The organism is Opitutaceae bacterium TAV5 (assembly GCA_000242935.3).
Classification (GTDB): Bacteria; Verrucomicrobiota; Verrucomicrobiia; order Opitutales; family Opitutaceae; genus Geminisphaera.
Genome location: CP007053.1, coordinates 3,159,104 through 3,175,270 on the forward strand (window position 1 = coordinate 3,159,104; position 16,167 = coordinate 3,175,270).

Here is a 16,167-nt window from a genome sequence, read left to right on the forward strand (position 1 = left end):
GAACGACGCCGGAGGGGGCCGGTCAGGCCTTCGGGAACCGCGTCCACCTGGCGCCGGCGCGGGCGCTTTTCACCGCGGTCTCGATGAACGCCATGCCGTAGACGCCGTCGTCGATCGTCGGGAAATCATAGCCGTCTTTCGGCGGCTTGCGACCGCTCACCTCGTCCGCGACGGCTTCGGCGGCGGCGCGGTAGACGTTGGCAAACGCTTCGATGAACGCCTCGGGATGGCCGAAGGGCAGGCGCGTGGCGGCGCGGGCGGCCGGGCTCAGGTAACTGTTGCCGCGTCGCCAGACCTGCACCGGATGGCCGGCGGCCTTGACGACGAGTTCGTTGGGATGCTCCTGGTGCCACTCGAGCGAGGCTTTGGTGCCGTAGACGCGGATATTCAGGTTGTTCTCCTCGCCGTTGGAAATCTGCGAGGCGTAGAGAATGCCGCGTGCGCCGCCCCGGTAGCGAAGGAGGCAGTTGCCGTCGTCATCGAGCGTGCGGCCGGGGATGAAGGCGGTGAGGTCGGCACAGAGGCTCTCGATCTCCAGGCCGGTGATGTAGCGTGCGAGGTTTTCCGCGTGCGTACCGATATCGCCGATACAGTTGGAGGCGCCGGCCACGGCGGGATCGGCGCGCCAGCCGGAGATGGCGGCTTTGGCTTTCGCCTTCGCACAGCTGCCGGCGGTGTTCGCCGCCGCCTGCGCCTCCCGCAAGGCGCCGATGGCGTAGCCCTGCGGGTATTCGACGACGACCTTGAGGAGGGCGCCCAGTTCGCCGGCGCGGACTTTTTCGCGCGCCTCCTTCACCATGGGGTAGCCGGTGTAGTTGTGCGTCAGGACAAAGACTTTTTTCGTGCGACGCACGAGGTCGCGGAGCTTGCGCGCTTCGGCGAGGCTGAAGGCGAGCGGTTTTTCGCACACGACATTGAACCCGGCCTTGAGGAAGGCGCCGGCGATGGCGGCGTGCGTGTTGTTGCGCGTGACGATGCTGACGAAATCGAGCCGTTCCCCGGCGGGGCGGGCGGCTTCGCGCGCGGCCATTTCAGCATAGTCGGTGTAGACGCGGTCGGGTGCGAGGTGAAGGTCGGCGCCGGAGGCGCGGGATTTTTCGGGATCGGCGGAGAAGCAGCCGGCGACGAGTTCGATCTCGCCGTCGAGCGCCGCCGCCATCCGGTGGACCGCGCCGATAAAGGCGCCGCGTCCGCCGCCAATCATGCCATAACGAAGTTTGCGGGTGAGTTTCATGTCGGGACGAGGTGCGATGGGTGAGCCACGACAGAAACAAAAACCCGCGCCTGCGGAAAGGCCGAATACAGCCGCCGGTCAGGCGCGGAAGGGGAGGTGGCATGGGGCATCCTGCCCATGAACGTTGCCTCTCTGCAGAAGTGGCGCGGGCAGGGATGCCCGTGCCACCCCGGAATCATGGGCTGGAAGCCCATGCCACTTTGCGGCGCTTCGTGCCGTCCACGGCCAGGATGGCCGTGCCACGGCCGCCGGTCAGGCGCGCGGCTGGTCGCTGGCGCGCATGGGGGCGAGCGACTCGCCCTTGATCCGGATGCCGGCGAGTTTTTTCACGACGAGATCGACATGTTCGTCGGCGACGTCGGCGAGCGTGTGACGCTGGTGGATGTCGATCGCGCCGACGATGGTCGCGGGCAACCGGGTGACGCCGGCGATTTTCCCGACAATGTCCGCCGGCGTGACGAGTTGCTTGCGGCCCACATTGAAAAACACCGGGGTGAAACCGGGCTGGTTGCCGGTGCGCGGGGCGCGTTCGTATTTCGTCTTCGGGGAGCGGGCGGCGGACGATTCCGGATCGTCGTCGTCGGTTTCCCGGGAGCGCCAGGCTCCTGCCTGGCTCCGGGCAGCGGCGGCGGAGGGGGGAGGGGGGGAGAAGGGGGCTTCGGCAGGACGGGAAGGAGCCGGTTTGCGCGAAGGTTTGACGCCGGCATCTCCCGCACTGCCGGGCAGGGTCCTGGCGTTCCCGGAGGAAGCATCTCCGGCTGGGCCGCCGCCATCGCCGCCCTGCATCATGTGGAGCAGCGCGGAGATGATGTCGGTGCTCGGGTAGCCCTGTTCGAGGAGGCGGTCGATGATGCGGTCCTGCGGACGGAATTTTTTCGCGTCGAGCGTGGAGCGCAGTTTCTCGAAAAATACGTTTTCACGCGCCTCCTCGACCTGATCGAGCGAGGGGACGCGCTCGCGGCGGATGTCGAGCCGGGCGAAGCGCACCATGCTCTGGAGCTTCCAGAGTTCGCGGCCGGAAACGAAGGTGAACGCCTTGCCCTTGCGTCCGGCGCGTCCGGTGCGGCCGATACGGTGGGTGTAGTCCTCGGCGTCGTTGGGGAGATCGAAATTGAAAACGACCTCGAGGTCGTCCACGTCGAGACCGCGGGCGGCGACGTCGGTGGCGATGAGGAACTCGAAACCGCGCCGCTTGAATTTTTCCATGGTGCGGGTGCGCTGGGCCTGCGTGATGTCGCCGTGCAGGCGGTCGCAGGCATAGCCGCGGGCGTGCAGGTGTTCGTCGAGTTCGTCGACCATGATTTTGGTGGAGCAGAAAACGATCCCGTAACGGAAATCGTGCAGGTCGATGAGACGGGTGAGAACCTCGATCTTGGAGCGGCGGTCGACCTCGAAATAAACCTGGTCGACCTGCGGTGCGTTTTGTTCCTTGGCCTCGATTTTGATCCAGGCGGGATCGGGGATGAAACGGCTGATCATGTCGCGGATTTCGCGCGGCATGGTGGCCGAGAAAAAGAGCGACTGCCTCTGGGCGGGCATGGCCTTGAGGATGTGTTCGATGTCGTCGCGGAAACCCATGTCGAGCATGCGGTCGCACTCGTCGAGGATGACCATCTTCAGGCGGTCGAGCTTGAGCGTGCCGCGTTCCATGTGGTCCATGACGCGCCCCGGCGTGCCGATGACAATCTGGGCGCCGGCGGCAAGGGCGCGGAACTGGCGTTCGTAGGACTGGCCGCCGTAGACGGGCACTTCGATGATGCCGCGCTTGAAGAAGGCGAGCTTGCCGACCTCTTCGGCGACCTGTACGGCGAGTTCGCGTGTCGGGCAGAGGATGAGCACCTGGACAGCTTTCAGTTTGGGGTCCACGCGTTCGATGGCGGGAAGGGCAAAGGCGGCGGTCTTGCCGGACCCGGTGGAGGACTGGCCGACGACATCGCGCCCGGCGAGCAGGAGCGGGATGACGGCGGCCTGGATGGGCGAGGCCTCTTCAAAGCCCATCTTGTCGACGGCCTTGAGGAGTTCCGGCGACAGCCCGAGTTCGGCAAATTTGCGTGATTCCATGAGGCAGCATGGACGGAAGTATGAAAAATGGAGAGGAGAAAAACAGGGAAAAGGGAGACGGTAGCAATCGGGGCTGTTATCGCTTGCCCGGAGCAGTCGCCCCGTCGCACCAGGTGCCTTCGATGCGAGTGATCATCCGGTTTTTGTCCGGTCCCGTTTCATTGTGGTAAAGCCGGGATACCACCAGGCTCACGGCTGCCTCACCCACTGCCTCGTGGCTTTGCCTCATCCCGGCCACCTCCGCTGCGGTCTCGTCTGGCGGCAGGTCGAGTTCCACATAGGCGACGTCACGCGGCACGCGAAGTCCCAGCTCCGCCAGCCAGCGCCACACGAAGGTACGATCAAGCGTCAGGATCACGTCCGGTTTTTCGGTCCTGAACCACTTCGCGAACGCCTCCGCATTCCACTCCCGCGAAATAAACGGCTTCAGCCGCTCCCTCTCCGGTACGCCATGCACGCCATGCGCCGCTGTCAGATAACCCGCCAGCCATGTGTGTCCGATGTAGGCATCCCACGATGCTTCGATCGCCAGTCCCACGCGCCGATAGCCCAGCTCGCGTACGCGCAGATAAGCATCGCGCACGGTCTGTGTCTGGTCGTTGCTCACCGTCGGCAACATCGGCAACAGGACGTGAGGCTCGATCTGCACTCCCGCCAGCCCGTCCCATGAAATCTCTCCCGATTTCGGCGTGTCAAAAACCGTCGTAAAAACCACTCCGCGAATGCCGCGCGCCCGCAGGATCGAATTCAACCGGTGCCCGATGATTTGCGCGCTCTCGAACACTTCAAGTTTGCAACCCAGCGACTCCGCCTTCGCCACCGCGCCGTCATAGAACCCCCGATACGCATGATTTTTTCGCCAGCCCTGCGGGCACGTATTGCCCGGATACGTCACATAGGCGAGCGTCTCGCGATGCCGCTCGTGCCGCCCCGCCCGGATGCGCGACATCAGCGAAGTAAATAACGGGTCCGCCACATAACCGAGCTGCCCTGCCATATCCTGAACACGCTTCACTGTTTCCGTCTTGATGCGCGGATCGCGCCGCAGCGCGAGCGACACAGTCGAGTAGTGCAGCCCCGTGGCGGCGGCGATGTCTCGGATGGTCGGCGGGCGGGGCATAATGAAAAGAGTGGATGACAAGCTATGAGAGGGGGAGGGGAGTGGCAATGATGTTTTCAACGTGTTGAAAGCCATATCCATTGCCCCTCCGCCATGATTCTCTGACTCCTTCCGATGTTCACTCCAACTGCCTCCCAAAAAGCACATCAACTCCCTACATCCCATGAAATGCGCCCGACAACCCTCTCCCGTTGCGTTGTTTATTCCTTCTGCCGTCGTCCTCTTCTCCGCCGGCTGCCTCGCTTCTTTCGCGCACGCCGCCACCACCATTGTCACCAATGAAAGTCAGCTCGCCTCCGGAGAGGTGACGCATGTCGTCAATACCTACGATCTTGGCGGCGGAGGCCTCACGCTGGGCGCTGGCGATACGCTTGGCCTCGGCGGTTACGTGGCCAACACCGGCAATCCCAACAACGTTCCGGTTGCTCTTTCCGGCGGCCCGCTCGTCATCGACAACGGCGGTGTGTTCGACCTCCAGCAGGCATGGAAAAACAGCAATCCCGCCCAAGGTTCCGTCCAATACAACACGTCTGCACTCACGCTCAATTCCGGCGGCATCATCAACTTTGGCGCGGCCTCCACTGTGGCGGATCGCGGATATGGCGCGGTGACCGGTGACTTTCGCCTTCTGATTGGAGGCAACCTTAACCTCAACGGCGGCACGCTCTCCTCATCGGTTGCATCTCCTCAGCTCTGGCTCAAGGGAGGTTCCAACGTCATCCGGTCCAGCGTCATTCTGCCTTCGTCGCTCGCCGTCGTTTTGAATGCCGCTGGCAGCATTGCCAATCCGCAGGCGCTGACCAGCGAAGTTGGCCTCGGCAGAGTTCTCATTCGTTATGGAGGCAACCAGGTGACGGCACTCAGTGCGACCGGCGTGACCAGCGATGGTCTCAACGTGGACCAGATCCAGTTCTATCAGCAAAATTCCGGAGCATCCTCCACGCTCAAGCTGGAGAGCGACCTTGCGACAAGAGCGCCCACTATTACCGGCGGTCCCGCGTCGGGCAATGTTGCCTACACCATAGACACCAACGGGCATACCTTCGATATCACTGCAAGCAATGCGCGTTTTGAACCTGGCCGGCCCAATGGCAATACCGCCACGACCTGGAACCTGTCCGGCGGCGGAGTCATTGATGCGCATTCGTTCCGCTTTAATCTGCACGACAATGTTTCTGTCAACATCGGCGCCAACACCACGCTTGTTGCCCATGCCAACAACGTGACCAACTCCCTTGGCACCCAGGCATCCGGCACCGTGGACGCCACCTCCACTTTCATTTACGCCGCCGCCGATTCTGCCCACAAGAGTTTCCTCAATGCCAACGTCGCCATCGGCAAGGTGGTGGCCGAAAAAGGGATCATTGATGCTGCGTCAGACCTGGATATTCGCGGCGGCCTTGTCATCCAGGCGGACGGTGTATTTGACGCGAAGAATTTCACCGTCACTACACTTTCCTACACCTTTGGCGTTGATGGCATCCGTCACGGGAAGATTGCGGCGGACAATGCGATCTCGCTCACGGCCAAAGACCTTGTCTTTGACTTCGCAGTCGCGCCGATCGGGGGAGAAACATACTCCTTCTTCACCACGAGCGTGACGGGAACTGCGAACAGCGTATCCGTGACATTTTCCGGGACTAACGCCCTTGCGCTTGTCAACGATAGCGGCATCTGGTCGGCCACCCTGGATGGCCTGGTGTATTCCTTCGATCAATCTGTCGGTTCTCTTGCCATCACGGCTGCCGTGCCCGAGCCGGCAATGCTTGCCGTTCTGATGGGAGTGAGTGCGTTTCTGCTTGGCATTGCCCGTCGTCGCATGGCACGCGAATGATTCGCCAATCTCGGAGGGCTCTTGTGCTGACTCCAATCCGATCACCCCATTCTTCCCAAAAGCTCATGATTACCACATCCCCGTTTTTCCCCCGTCATGTCAGGGCATGCAAATCATCGCATGGCTTCACGTTGATCGAACTCCTGACCGTCATCGCCATCATCGGCATCCTGGCGGCCATTCTTATTCCCACTGTCGGCAAAGTCCGTGAAGCCGCTCGTCAGGCTCAGTGCATCTCGCGTCTCCGGGAACTCGGGACAGCGATGCAACTTTACGCCGAAGATCATAAAGGCACGTTTGTCCAGGCGGCCAATACGGGGTCGGCCCGCTATCACATCCTTCTCGTGCCCTGGCTCAATCCCGCTCTCAGCGGACTTGGTGGCGACGACATCCTTCGGCGGAGCAACTACTTCAAGTGCCCCAGCTTTGACAAACGAGAGCTTCAGGAGGCCAACGATGGCATGTTTGCCTATAACAAAAATCTCGAATGCAAAACGGACGGGGCTGGCGGCTATGGAGGGAATTCCACGGGCGAACCCGTTTTTTATGTCTCTCAACTCACTGCGCCCAGCACATTCCCCGTGCTCGTGACATCGGGTGAAGATGGTGGTCCACGCCTTTTCGCCAACCCCTCCAACGAAGATCCCACGGATGAGGCCAAAAAGTATGGCTGGACGGGCAATACAAATCCTTCCGGTCCCAATCCCAATTTCGGGAACAAGGCGGTCTGGCTCTTTGGTGACTGGCATGTGGCCGCAAAGAATGTCTGCGATCCGAACGCCTGGCCGTGGAATGATCCCGACGCGTTTAAGTTCCGCTAATCGCTTCCGCCTGTCACCCGATCATTGCCATGACCCTCATCAAACCTTTTGCGTTCACCCTTCTTGTCGCCGGCATTTGTATCTCAAGTGGAACTACGTCTGACGCCCGGCCGCTCTTGCCTGACGGCGGCTTTGAGCAGGGCGGAAAGGCATGGGCGCACTCCATTCCGCCTGAGGCAAAGGATGCGGAAGCGGCTTTCGATATCGTCACGGACAATCCGCACTCCGGTACTTACGCCGCCCGTCTTTCCTCCGCGAAGCCGGCCCGCCACGGGTTTGGCGCCAAGGGGAGCCAGGCGGCCATTCCGGTATCGCCGGGTGAGCGCTATCGTCTTTCCACGTGGGTTCGCGCCGATGAAAACACCCAGGTTCGGAGCGGCACTCCTGGTCTTCTTGTTCGGCTGACATTGTCCGGCGCCGACAAAAAAGATGCTCCCGGCGGTCATTATTATGCAGGCCTTGGCAACTGGCTGGCTCGGGATAGCCAGCCTCCGGCGGCCAGCAAGCTCCCTGTGGAATGGACCCAGATCGATGTGGTTCTCGAAATCCCTTCCGATGCGGCCTGGGCATCGCCGTCATTCTTTGCGTGGCGCGCTCAGGGGGCCGTTTATTTTGACGATGTGGTTTTTGAAAAAGTCGCCTCCGATACGCCATTGAGCGCGCTGGCCGATCTTTCAGGTGCAAAACCCGGCTCCCCAAATTTGGGGTTTGAAGAGGGTGCATCCGGGTGGACGCATTTCATCCCGGCTGATTCTCATAATGCGGAAGCCCGTTTTACCGTCACTTCTGACCGCCCGCATTCCGGAACACAGGCAGCGCGCTTGTATTCCGCATCCCCGGCCCGTCATGGGATACATCACCGCAGTAGTGTCGTAAAAGTGACCGCGGGCGAACATTGGAAAATTTCCGTATGGGTGCGTGCCGATTCGGATACAAAAGTAGCTCCAGGAACGGCAGGCGTGTCATTACGCCTCACGCTCAAGGATGCCGCCGGCCGTGATGTCCCTGAAGGACATTATTTTGTCGGGCTTGGCAATTGGGTTGGGCGCAACCTGGAACCACCGGCTTCCGCGAGCATTCCTGTTGAGTGGACGAAGATGGAAGTTGTCGTGAAGATTCCTCCCGATGTTTCCCGGGTCATTCCCACGCTCTTTGTCTGGCGGGCTCAGGGGGCTGTTTATTTTGATGACGTCGTTTTTGAGAAGGTTGCCGCATCGGTGCCGGTGAGCAAGGTTTCGGAGTCCCGCCAGACAGGCGCCTCCTCCGCGCCGAAGCCATCCGCCCCGCCGGCCAGGGAGCTTCTTGCTCCTGATACCCAGCGCGAACTCTTTTCCGTGCTCAATCTGGATTTGCCGGAGTTGGCGGGGGTCAAGGAGGCGGTTGGCCGCGCCAGGTTGGATACGGCGATCACGAAATTCGCGGCTTACTTGCGATCCAGAACACATGGAAATTGGCTTCTGGACCCCTTCGATCCAGCCCATCCCGATCCCTCTTTCAAATACCGGGAAGAACGTGCGAACAGCGGGGCCATCGGACGCATCACGCCCAGCGGGTTGGCCGAACTCTGGCACACCTTTCCCGGCAATGTCATCGACTGGTATCACAACGAAACCCGCCACCGTCCCGGTCTCGCCTACAACCAGGAATGGCAATACCAGCTCTGTCGCATGTCCTTTTGGGGAGACATGGCCAATGCCTATCGGGCCACGGGCGACGAGAAATATCCCAAGGCTTGGGCGATTCAGTTTCGCTCGTTCATGGCCCAGTGCCCGCCTCCGGAAACTGCCGCCAATTATCGAGACTCCACCTGGCGCACCATCGAGTGTGGCATTCGCATGCGTGACGCGTGGCCCCGCGCATTTCAGGCCTTTGTGCGTTCTCCCTCCGTCACCGACGAAGACCTGCTGCTTTATGTGTATTCAAATCTTCAACATGCACGTTACCTGAAAAAATTCCCTTCTGGCTGGGGCAACTGGCTTACCATGGAAATGTGCGGACTCCACACCATCGGAACCATGTTTCCGGAGTTCAAAGACGCCGCCGATTGGCGGCGTTCCGCTATCGATACAATGCACGCCAGCATCTCCCGCCAATTCCTCCCGGATGGCGCACAGTACGAACTCGCTCCCGGTTATCACATCGTATCGTTGGACGAGAATGGCATGGCAATTCCGAGGCTGGCCCGGGCAACCGGCCGCCTGAATGAAATCCCTGCCGACTACATCAAGAACATGGAGAAAGGGTACGATTACCTGGTGTATCTCATGACGCCCGATAGATCCGAGCCGCGCTTCAATGATTCCTGGCCCATCACCTGGTTGTCCAACGTGCTCAATAACGGTCTCCTCTTTTTCCCGGAACGGAAAGACTGGGCATGGATTGCCACCGATGGCGCAGTCGGTCATCCGCCCTCGAAAACATCCCACGCGTTTCCCTATGCAGGGTATTTTGTCATGCGTTCAGGATGGGAAACCGATGCCAACTACCTTGCCTTTGACGTTGGGCTTCCCGGCTATGCCCACTCGCATCAGGACAAGCTCAATCTCGTATTCTGGGTTTACGGACGCGAAATCCTTTTCGATGGCGGAGGCGGTTCCTACGAGGACAGCAAATGGCGCCAATATGCCACCGATGCGTTTTCGCACAACATCATCCTCGTGGATGGAATGCCCCAGCGCAGGCAGTTGCGTGATCGCGAGGCAAATGTCGCCCGTAAACCGGTCGATGCCGTGTGGGAAAGCACCGGCGATTACGATTTCGCCGCCGCAACCTACGACGATGCGTTTTCCAAAGCTGGCATGTGGGCCGAGCAGCAACCGCGTGGCCCGGTCACACACACCCGTCGTATTCTCTTTTCCAAGCCGGACCTGGTCATCGTTGCCGACACGCTGGTCCCCACCGATCCGGCGGACACGCGCAGTCACTCCTACGAGGCGCGCTGGCACCTGCTCCCCACCAGGACAGTTGTCGATCCCTCAACCCAGGCGGTGACGACGGCCGAGCCCGGCCTCTCCAATCTGGCGGTCATTCCTCTGGATACACGGGAACTCTCCGTCCGCGCCGTCTCCGCACAGACCGAGCCCGAGTTGCTCGGCTGGCATGTGCGCAAGGACATGGATCCGCAGTACGTTCCCGCCACCACGGTCACGCACACCCGGGGCGGCTCCGGAATACAGACGTTTCTCACGCTCCTGTACCCGCTCCGGCCCGGCGAAGAAAACCCCGTAAAGGCCGTTGCCGCAATCAATGCCACCGACACCCGCATCACGCTTGCTGACGGACGGCAACTCCGGGTTCATGCGCCTTCTGCTCCCAAGGAGAAAATCACTCTCGTCCGTGAGTAACCGGCGCTTCGCCGGCCGCCTTTTTTTCCCTTTCCGCGCTCATTCTTCGCAACGTCTCTCCAATACCTCATCCCCGAGGCTGCACGCTTTCATGGTCACACGGCATTTCCTGCATGTCTCCCGCCCTCTTCTTTCGTTCTCCGCCGTGATCGCGCTTGTGAACGTCTTGTTTTCTTCGTCTCCATCACGCGCCTCCGACTCCGCATTCATGGTCAATCCCTCCCCTGCGATTTTGCGTGAACTTGCCGCCGAGCTCGATGGCACTCTTCGTATCCATGTTCTCGATTCGTGGTTTCCCCGTTGCATCGACAACGACCGTGGCGGCTTCCTTTGCACTTTTGACCGCGATTGGACTCCTGCCCCCGCCAGTCGTCAGCCGAAGACCGTCGTTTTTCAATCACGCATGACCTGGGTGGCGGCGCAGGTTGTTCTCCACCGTCCCGACCTCGCCGACCGTTGCCGTCCGATCGTCCGTCACGGCGCTGATTTCCTTCTCCACATGTGGGATTCCAGGCATGGCGGCTTCCTGTGGGAGCATCCTCTTCCATCCGGGAGCCCTCGCTTCAGGCAGCCCAAGCATTCCTACGGCAACGCCTTTGCCATCTATGCCCTCGCCGCCGCTTCCGCTGCGCTCGATGACCCGGCGCTTCGGGACAAGGCCATCGCCACCTTTCACTGGCTGGAGCAACATGCGCACGATTCCGTCAACGGCGGTTATTTCGACGCCCTCGATCTCGACGGCACACCCCTTCCCGTCCGTGAACCGGCTACCACACCGTACGATATCCCCCTCGTCGACACCGTCGGCACTCCCTTCGGCTGCAAGTCGATGAACACCCAGCTTCACCTTCTCGAGGCTTTCACCGAACTTTACCGCGTGTGGCCCGATGCCCGCCTCCGTGCCCGTATGGACGAGCTTCTCCATATCATGCTGACCCGCATCCATGCCTGGCCCGGCACCCAATACATGAATTTTACCGCCGACTGGAAGGTCATCCCCGCGCCCATTTCCTTCGGTCACGACGTCGAGACTACGTTTCTGCTTGCCGATGCCGCCGCCGCGCTCGGTCGCCCCGACGATCCTGCCATCTGGCGTGCAGGACGCTCGTTTGTCGATCACGCCTTGCGTGTTGGATGGGATCCCGAAAACGGCGGCCTTTTCAATACCGGCAGCACCCTCTATGGACCCACTCCGCCGTTCGTGAAAATCTGGTGGGTCCAGTTCGAAAACCTGAATACCCTGCTGCTTCTCCACGAACGTTACGGCCTCCCCGAAAACAATCCCGTTTACTGGACCCGCTTCGTCGAACAATGGCGTTTTATTCAAAACCACCTCATTGATCCGCGCTACGGCGGCTGGTATCGTGAAGTTGCCGCCGACGGCACGCTCATTCCTGGTCCCGGATCGGCAAAAGGCTGGCAATGGAAAGCCGCCTACCACGAAACCCGCGCGCTCCTCCTCGCCATCGATCGCCTCAAGCGCCTCGCCGCCGGCATGTCCGGCAGCAGTTGATACCGGCTGACGTCGTTTCCCGGACGCCCGCATAACAGCGAATGCAATAAAGATGCGGTGCCTGTGACACACTACTTTTCACTGAATCCAGATCGAGCCACTTGGGATTTAGGTGCTTCAGCTTTGTTCGATCAGGATTTTTTGGCCAAATTTTCCCTTGAAAGTAAGAAATATATGGTGAAAAAAACATTTTTTGAGGAATTATCATTGCAAATTTAAGGATTTTAGCCGAAATTGCCTGCATGAAAATCACAGTGGACATAGACGACCAGACGCTGGAAGAGCTTTTGGCGGCAACGAACGAGCGGAAAAAAGGTCCGGCGGTCGCGCAGGCCGTCGAAGAGTTTCTCAAACGCAGGAAAGCCCGCGAATTCGGGCGTCTGCTGATGGAAGGCGCCTTCGATTATCCGGCGCCGACAGAGGAGACCGAGCGGCAAGGCTTCTGACCTGAAAACATACACGGAGAACAAAACGCCATGGTGTTGGTGGATTCCTCGATCTGGATTGAAGCTGCGCGGCGCCAGGGCGACCTGATGGCCAAGCTCGCCCTGCGCGCCTTGCTTGACGAGTATGAGGCGGCCTGGTGCTCGCCCGTAAAACTGGAGGTGCTGGGCGGCGCGCGGCGCGAGGAACGACGCGCGCTGGAAAGCTTTTTTTCCTGCATTCCTTACGTCGCGTGCAACGAGTCCGACTGGGAGGCGGCCAAGGCGCTTGGCTGGCGTGCGCGTGATGCCGGTCACACGTTGCCCTGGAACGATTATCTGATTTCGGCCACGGCGGCGGCGCGCGGATGGCGGCTTTATGGGCGCGACGCTCATTTTGCCACGTTGAGCGGGCTTGGCGGCGCCTTTGTCTATCAGCCCGGCTATGGCGGCACCTTCGCACCCGAGGACAAAGACTGAGGACGCGGGGAGGAAAAACCCGGCCCGGGAGATGCGGGGGGGGATCGCAGTCGGTTGGGCAAACATGTTGACCAGACTGCCCCGGAGAAGCGGATGACCGGTCAGTGTGATCTCACGAGGGGCGGGCCTCGGCCGGCCGGATACCCCTGCTGGCGCTGCTGTTTATCGCCCTGTTTCCTCTGAAATGACTTATGCGCGTAAGTTAATTAGATTGACAGATGCATTTTCGACCCGCCATGATCGTCATCGTCATGCATAAAAACTCCTCCCCATATCCGAAGCATTCTTATGCTTTTATTTTAAAAACAATATCTTCTGTATCTACCATGTTTGCCGGTGTGTTTCTGTCGCACTTGCTCCCCGCCGATGACATTCAATGGACGGGCGTAAGTGGAACCGGCTTCGCGGACAACGCCAACTGGTCCGGCAACGTCGCGCCGGCCGACCACATCTCCACCGACATCGCCAGCTTCACCGGCACGCTGACGGCAAACCAGCCGGTCATCTCGGGCACCCGCAGCATTGGTGGACTTCTCTTCGGCTCGACCGGCTGGCAGATCAGTGGAGGAACGCTCAAGATCGGCTCCAGCGGCGTGGACGCCTCTGCCGTGACCTCCGGCGAGATAACGCTCGCGTCGGCCATTCAGGTCGCCGCCACCCAGACCTGGCTGGTTGGCACAGGAGGCACGCTTGATATCAACGGCAACGCTGCCTCCATTGACACCAACGGCTCCAATCCGGTGTGGACGCTCACCGTTGGCGACGCCACCAACACCGGCACGGTGCGTTTCGGTAGCGACGTTGCGTCGCGTTCCCTGAAAGTATATCTGAACGTCGCGGGCGGCACCGTTGACCTGAACGCCACCACGCTGACGCTCTCCGGTCTGCGCGGCTCCGGGACCATCACCAACTCCGGCGCGACGGCGGCCAGCGTGGTTATCGACTCGCGCAACGCCGACTCCACCTTTGCCGGCACACTGAGCGGCAACCTGTCCGTCACGATGGGCGATGGCACGAACACATCGAACAAAGTCCAGTCCCTGAACGGAAACAACAGTTTCACTGGCGGGTTGACCATCAAGTCGGGCACGGTCCGCTTCGGACAAAGCACCTCGGTCGGCACCGGCACGATCACCCTCGGAGACAGCGCCAAGGCGGGGATCGACGCCACCCTCTACGCCAACGGCACTGGTTCCACCGCCTTTGCCGACGCAATTACCAATGCCATTCAGGTCGTCGGCACCGGCACGAATACTCTCGGCGTCAGCAGCTACAGCCCGACGTTTTCCGGCGCGATCACGCTGAACAACGCCAGCCTTACCCTTGCCAGCCAGAACAACAACGGCAGCACGCTGACCATTACCGGCGGCATCACGGGCACGGGCGATGTGACGACTTTTGTGAGTGGCCCTACCGCCGCCGCCGCGACTTCGCGCATCGTGATCAGCGGCGCCGCTGTCAACCACACCGGCGCACTCATCATCACCTCCGGAACGAAGGGCGCGGGCACTTTGGCGGGCACCGTGATCAACGCCGTCATCGGCAGCAACGTCACTGGCGTCAGCCAGACCAGCGCCGATTCCTCCCTCACCCTCGCGGGGGCCAACACCTACACCGGCAACACCGTGATCAGCGCCGGCAACTTCACCCTTGCGAGCACCGGCGCGCTGGTCTTCGACGTTGCGAAAGGCAATCAGCTCCAGCTCTCCACCACCGGCACGGTCGTCGTGGACGGTATATTCAACGTGAATTTCGGCTCCCTGCTCCCGACCGGCGACACCTCGGTGACGCTTGTATCCGTGACGGGCAGCGCCGTCACCTACGGCTCGACCTTCGCGGTGAATATCGGGAACGATTCCGGCGAGACGTTTTCCCTGACCGCCGCCAACGCCTACTCACTGACCAATGCGCTCGGCACATGGGCGTTTGATCTCACCGGAGGCGAACTGAGTTTTGTTGCCGCCGCCGTTCCCGAGCCCGCCGCTTTCGGATTGATTCTGGGCTTTTTGACCCTTGCCGTCGTCGCTCTCCGCCGTCAGCGCAACCGCTAATCTCCCCCGTTGAGCGCCCCCTCCCCCTGGATCAAGCGGGGGGGGAGGGGGGAAATTTTTATTGGGGAACCGCGCCTGAGCTCCGCCGCACCACCAGTTCCCCCTTGATCCGCAACCCCGTGGCGGCGCCCTCGCCAAGCTCCGCGCCGTTGATCTGGTCGAGCAGCAACGTCGCCGCGATCCGCCCGAATTCGTAGCGCCGTTCCTGCACCGTCGTCAGGCTCACCATCTGGTAGCGGCTCATCTGCATGTCTCCGATGCCCGCCAGCGAAATCTCTTTCCCCGGCGTCAAACCGTGGCTCATCACCTGGTGCATGATCTGGTAGGCCACGGTGTCATTGATCCCCAGGATGGCCGTGGGACGCCGCTCCGCCGGCCTCCCCAGCACGCGATCCACCGCCGCGAAGATCGTCTCTTCCTGTCCTGTTTTCCCCGATACGAGGCCCTCGCTCGCAGCCACGCCCAGCCTTTCCAGCCTCACCCGCACCGCCGCGTAGCGCTCTTCCGTCGTCGGACTGGCTCCGTCCGGGCCGATCACCACTATCCGCCGGTGGCCGAGACTTTCGAGGTGATCGAATATTTTGTGAACCGCGTCCGCCCCGTCGATCATCACGAAATACTCGTCGTCGCCATCCAGCTTGTCCGTCACGTAAACCATCGGAAAGCGGTTCTTGCGCAGCGCCAGATAATGCGCGGCGTTGGCCAGCCCCGGCAGGCAGATCAGCCCCGCGATCCGCTTGCCCAGCAGCGCGTCCAGTTCCGCCCGTTCCCGCTCCGCGTCCCAGCAGGTGATGGACAGAAAACTGCCATGTGCCGTCGCAATCCCGTCCGTGCCGGTTCCCGGGCTGGCCTCCCGGGCCTTCTCCAGCACCGACTGGATGCCTGCCACGATATCCTGCGTCGCGTTCATCGTCGCATCGGGAAACAGCAACCCCACGCCCGATCTGTCCTGCCGTGCCAGGCTGCGCGCCCAGTAGTTGGGGACAAACCGGTGTTTCCACGCGGCCTCGCGAATCCGCGCCTCCGTTTCCGGCGGGATCTTTTTCTGCCGGGCCTGGCCGGCCAGCACATAGCTCACCGTGGCCCGCGAGATCTTGAGCTCATCGGCCAGGGTCTGCATGGTTACTTTCTGGCTGCGCATAAAACGGAAGATGCTATCCCACAGCTTACGCGCCGGAGCACGCACAAAACGCAGCCGTCGGCGTATTTGTTCTCCTCCCGCAGGCCGGATATTTTCAGAGGCTGGCATCCCGCTCTGCCCTTTTTCCGACAAAGGGGTTGACACGA

At 61.1% G+C, this 16,167-nt stretch carries 12 protein-coding genes; 8 read left to right on the forward strand and 4 right to left on the reverse strand.

Going from position 1 to position 16,167, the window contains the following annotated elements; genetic code table 11:
* Positions 1 to 22 precede the first annotated feature (22 nt).
* From OPIT5_13740 to OPIT5_13750, 3 genes are all read right to left on the reverse strand, one after another.
* Positions 23 to 1,234, reverse strand: a complete 1,212-nt coding sequence (locus OPIT5_13740) for an oxidoreductase (protein ID AHF91112.1) — start codon at positions 1,232 to 1,234, stop codon at positions 23 to 25.
* Positions 1,235 to 1,486: 252 nt separating this feature from the next.
* Positions 1,487 to 3,295: a DEAD/DEAH box helicase gene (locus OPIT5_13745; GenBank protein AHF91113.1), complete on the reverse strand. Its 1,809-nt coding sequence runs from the start codon at positions 3,293 to 3,295 to the stop codon at positions 1,487 to 1,489.
* Between the two features lie 76 nt (positions 3,296 to 3,371).
* Positions 3,372 to 4,415: a LacI family transcriptional regulator gene (locus OPIT5_13750; protein ID AHF91114.1), complete on the reverse strand. Its 1,044-nt coding sequence runs from the start codon at positions 4,413 to 4,415 to the stop codon at positions 3,372 to 3,374.
* A 163-nt stretch (positions 4,416 to 4,578) separates the two neighbouring features.
* Here OPIT5_13750 and OPIT5_13755 point away from each other — a divergent pair, with 163 nt between their 5' ends.
* From OPIT5_13755 to OPIT5_13790, 8 genes are all read left to right on the forward strand, one after another.
* The gene (locus OPIT5_13755; protein ID AHF91115.1) at positions 4,579 to 6,249 is read left to right on the forward strand and encodes a hypothetical protein; all 1,671 of its coding nucleotides are present in this window, start codon (positions 4,579 to 4,581) and stop codon (positions 6,247 to 6,249) included.
* Between the two features lie 65 nt (positions 6,250 to 6,314).
* The gene (locus OPIT5_13760) at positions 6,315 to 7,070 is read left to right on the forward strand and encodes a hypothetical protein (protein AHF91116.1); all 756 of its coding nucleotides are present in this window, start codon (positions 6,315 to 6,317) and stop codon (positions 7,068 to 7,070) included.
* A 29-nt stretch (positions 7,071 to 7,099) separates the two neighbouring features.
* Positions 7,100 to 10,414, forward strand: coding sequence for a Heparinase II/III family protein (locus OPIT5_13765; protein ID AHF91117.1), 3,315 nt, complete (start codon positions 7,100 to 7,102; stop codon positions 10,412 to 10,414).
* Positions 10,415 to 10,505: 91 nt separating this feature from the next.
* A complete protein-coding gene (locus tag OPIT5_13770; GenBank protein ID AHF94377.1) occupies positions 10,506 to 11,927 on the forward strand; it encodes a hypothetical protein in 1,422 nt (473 codons plus the stop codon).
* A gap of 123 nt (positions 11,928 to 12,050) precedes the next feature.
* Positions 12,051 to 12,146, forward strand: coding sequence for a hypothetical protein (locus tag OPIT5_13775; GenBank protein ID AHF94378.1), 96 nt, complete (start codon positions 12,051 to 12,053; stop codon positions 12,144 to 12,146).
* A 23-nt stretch (positions 12,147 to 12,169) separates the two neighbouring features.
* The gene (locus OPIT5_13780) at positions 12,170 to 12,373 is read left to right on the forward strand and encodes a hypothetical protein (protein ID AHF91118.1); all 204 of its coding nucleotides are present in this window, start codon (positions 12,170 to 12,172) and stop codon (positions 12,371 to 12,373) included.
* A 30-nt stretch (positions 12,374 to 12,403) separates the two neighbouring features.
* Entirely contained in the window at positions 12,404 to 12,829 is a 426-nt protein-coding gene (locus OPIT5_13785; protein AHF91119.1) for a twitching motility protein PilT, read from the forward strand.
* A gap of 326 nt (positions 12,830 to 13,155) precedes the next feature.
* Positions 13,156 to 14,880, forward strand: a complete 1,725-nt coding sequence (locus OPIT5_13790; protein ID AHF94379.1) for a hypothetical protein — start codon at positions 13,156 to 13,158, stop codon at positions 14,878 to 14,880.
* A 58-nt stretch (positions 14,881 to 14,938) separates the two neighbouring features.
* Here OPIT5_13790 and OPIT5_13795 read toward each other — a convergent pair whose 3' ends face one another.
* Positions 14,939 to 16,021: a hypothetical protein gene (locus OPIT5_13795; GenBank protein ID AHF94380.1), complete on the reverse strand. Its 1,083-nt coding sequence runs from the start codon at positions 16,019 to 16,021 to the stop codon at positions 14,939 to 14,941.
* Positions 16,022 to 16,167: the final 146 nt, after the last annotated feature.

Excerpts from the sequence above, each read along its gene's own strand:
- OPIT5_13755 (AHF91115.1), top strand. The coding sequence starts at position 4,579 with ATGAAATGCGCCCGACAACCCTCTCCCGTTGCGTTGTTTATTCCTTCT.
- OPIT5_13780 (AHF91118.1), top strand. The coding sequence starts at position 12,170 with ATGAAAATCACAGTGGACATAGACGACCAGACGCTGGAAGAGCTTTTG.
- OPIT5_13795 (AHF94380.1), bottom strand. The coding sequence starts at position 16,021 with ATGCGCAGCCAGAAAGTAACCATGCAGACCCTGGCCGATGAGCTCAAG.
- OPIT5_13740 (AHF91112.1), bottom strand. The coding sequence starts at position 1,234 with ATGAAACTCACCCGCAAACTTCGTTATGGCATGATTGGCGGCGGACGC.
- OPIT5_13790 (AHF94379.1), top strand. The coding sequence starts at position 13,156 with ATGTTTGCCGGTGTGTTTCTGTCGCACTTGCTCCCCGCCGATGACATT.
- OPIT5_13765 (AHF91117.1), top strand. The coding sequence starts at position 7,100 with ATGACCCTCATCAAACCTTTTGCGTTCACCCTTCTTGTCGCCGGCATT.
- OPIT5_13785 (AHF91119.1), top strand. The coding sequence starts at position 12,404 with ATGGTGTTGGTGGATTCCTCGATCTGGATTGAAGCTGCGCGGCGCCAG.
- OPIT5_13750 (AHF91114.1), bottom strand. The coding sequence starts at position 4,415 with ATGCCCCGCCCGCCGACCATCCGAGACATCGCCGCCGCCACGGGGCTG.
- OPIT5_13745 (AHF91113.1), bottom strand. The coding sequence starts at position 3,295 with ATGGAATCACGCAAATTTGCCGAACTCGGGCTGTCGCCGGAACTCCTC.
- OPIT5_13760 (AHF91116.1), top strand. The coding sequence starts at position 6,315 with ATGATTACCACATCCCCGTTTTTCCCCCGTCATGTCAGGGCATGCAAA.
- OPIT5_13770 (AHF94377.1), top strand. The coding sequence starts at position 10,506 with ATGGTCACACGGCATTTCCTGCATGTCTCCCGCCCTCTTCTTTCGTTC.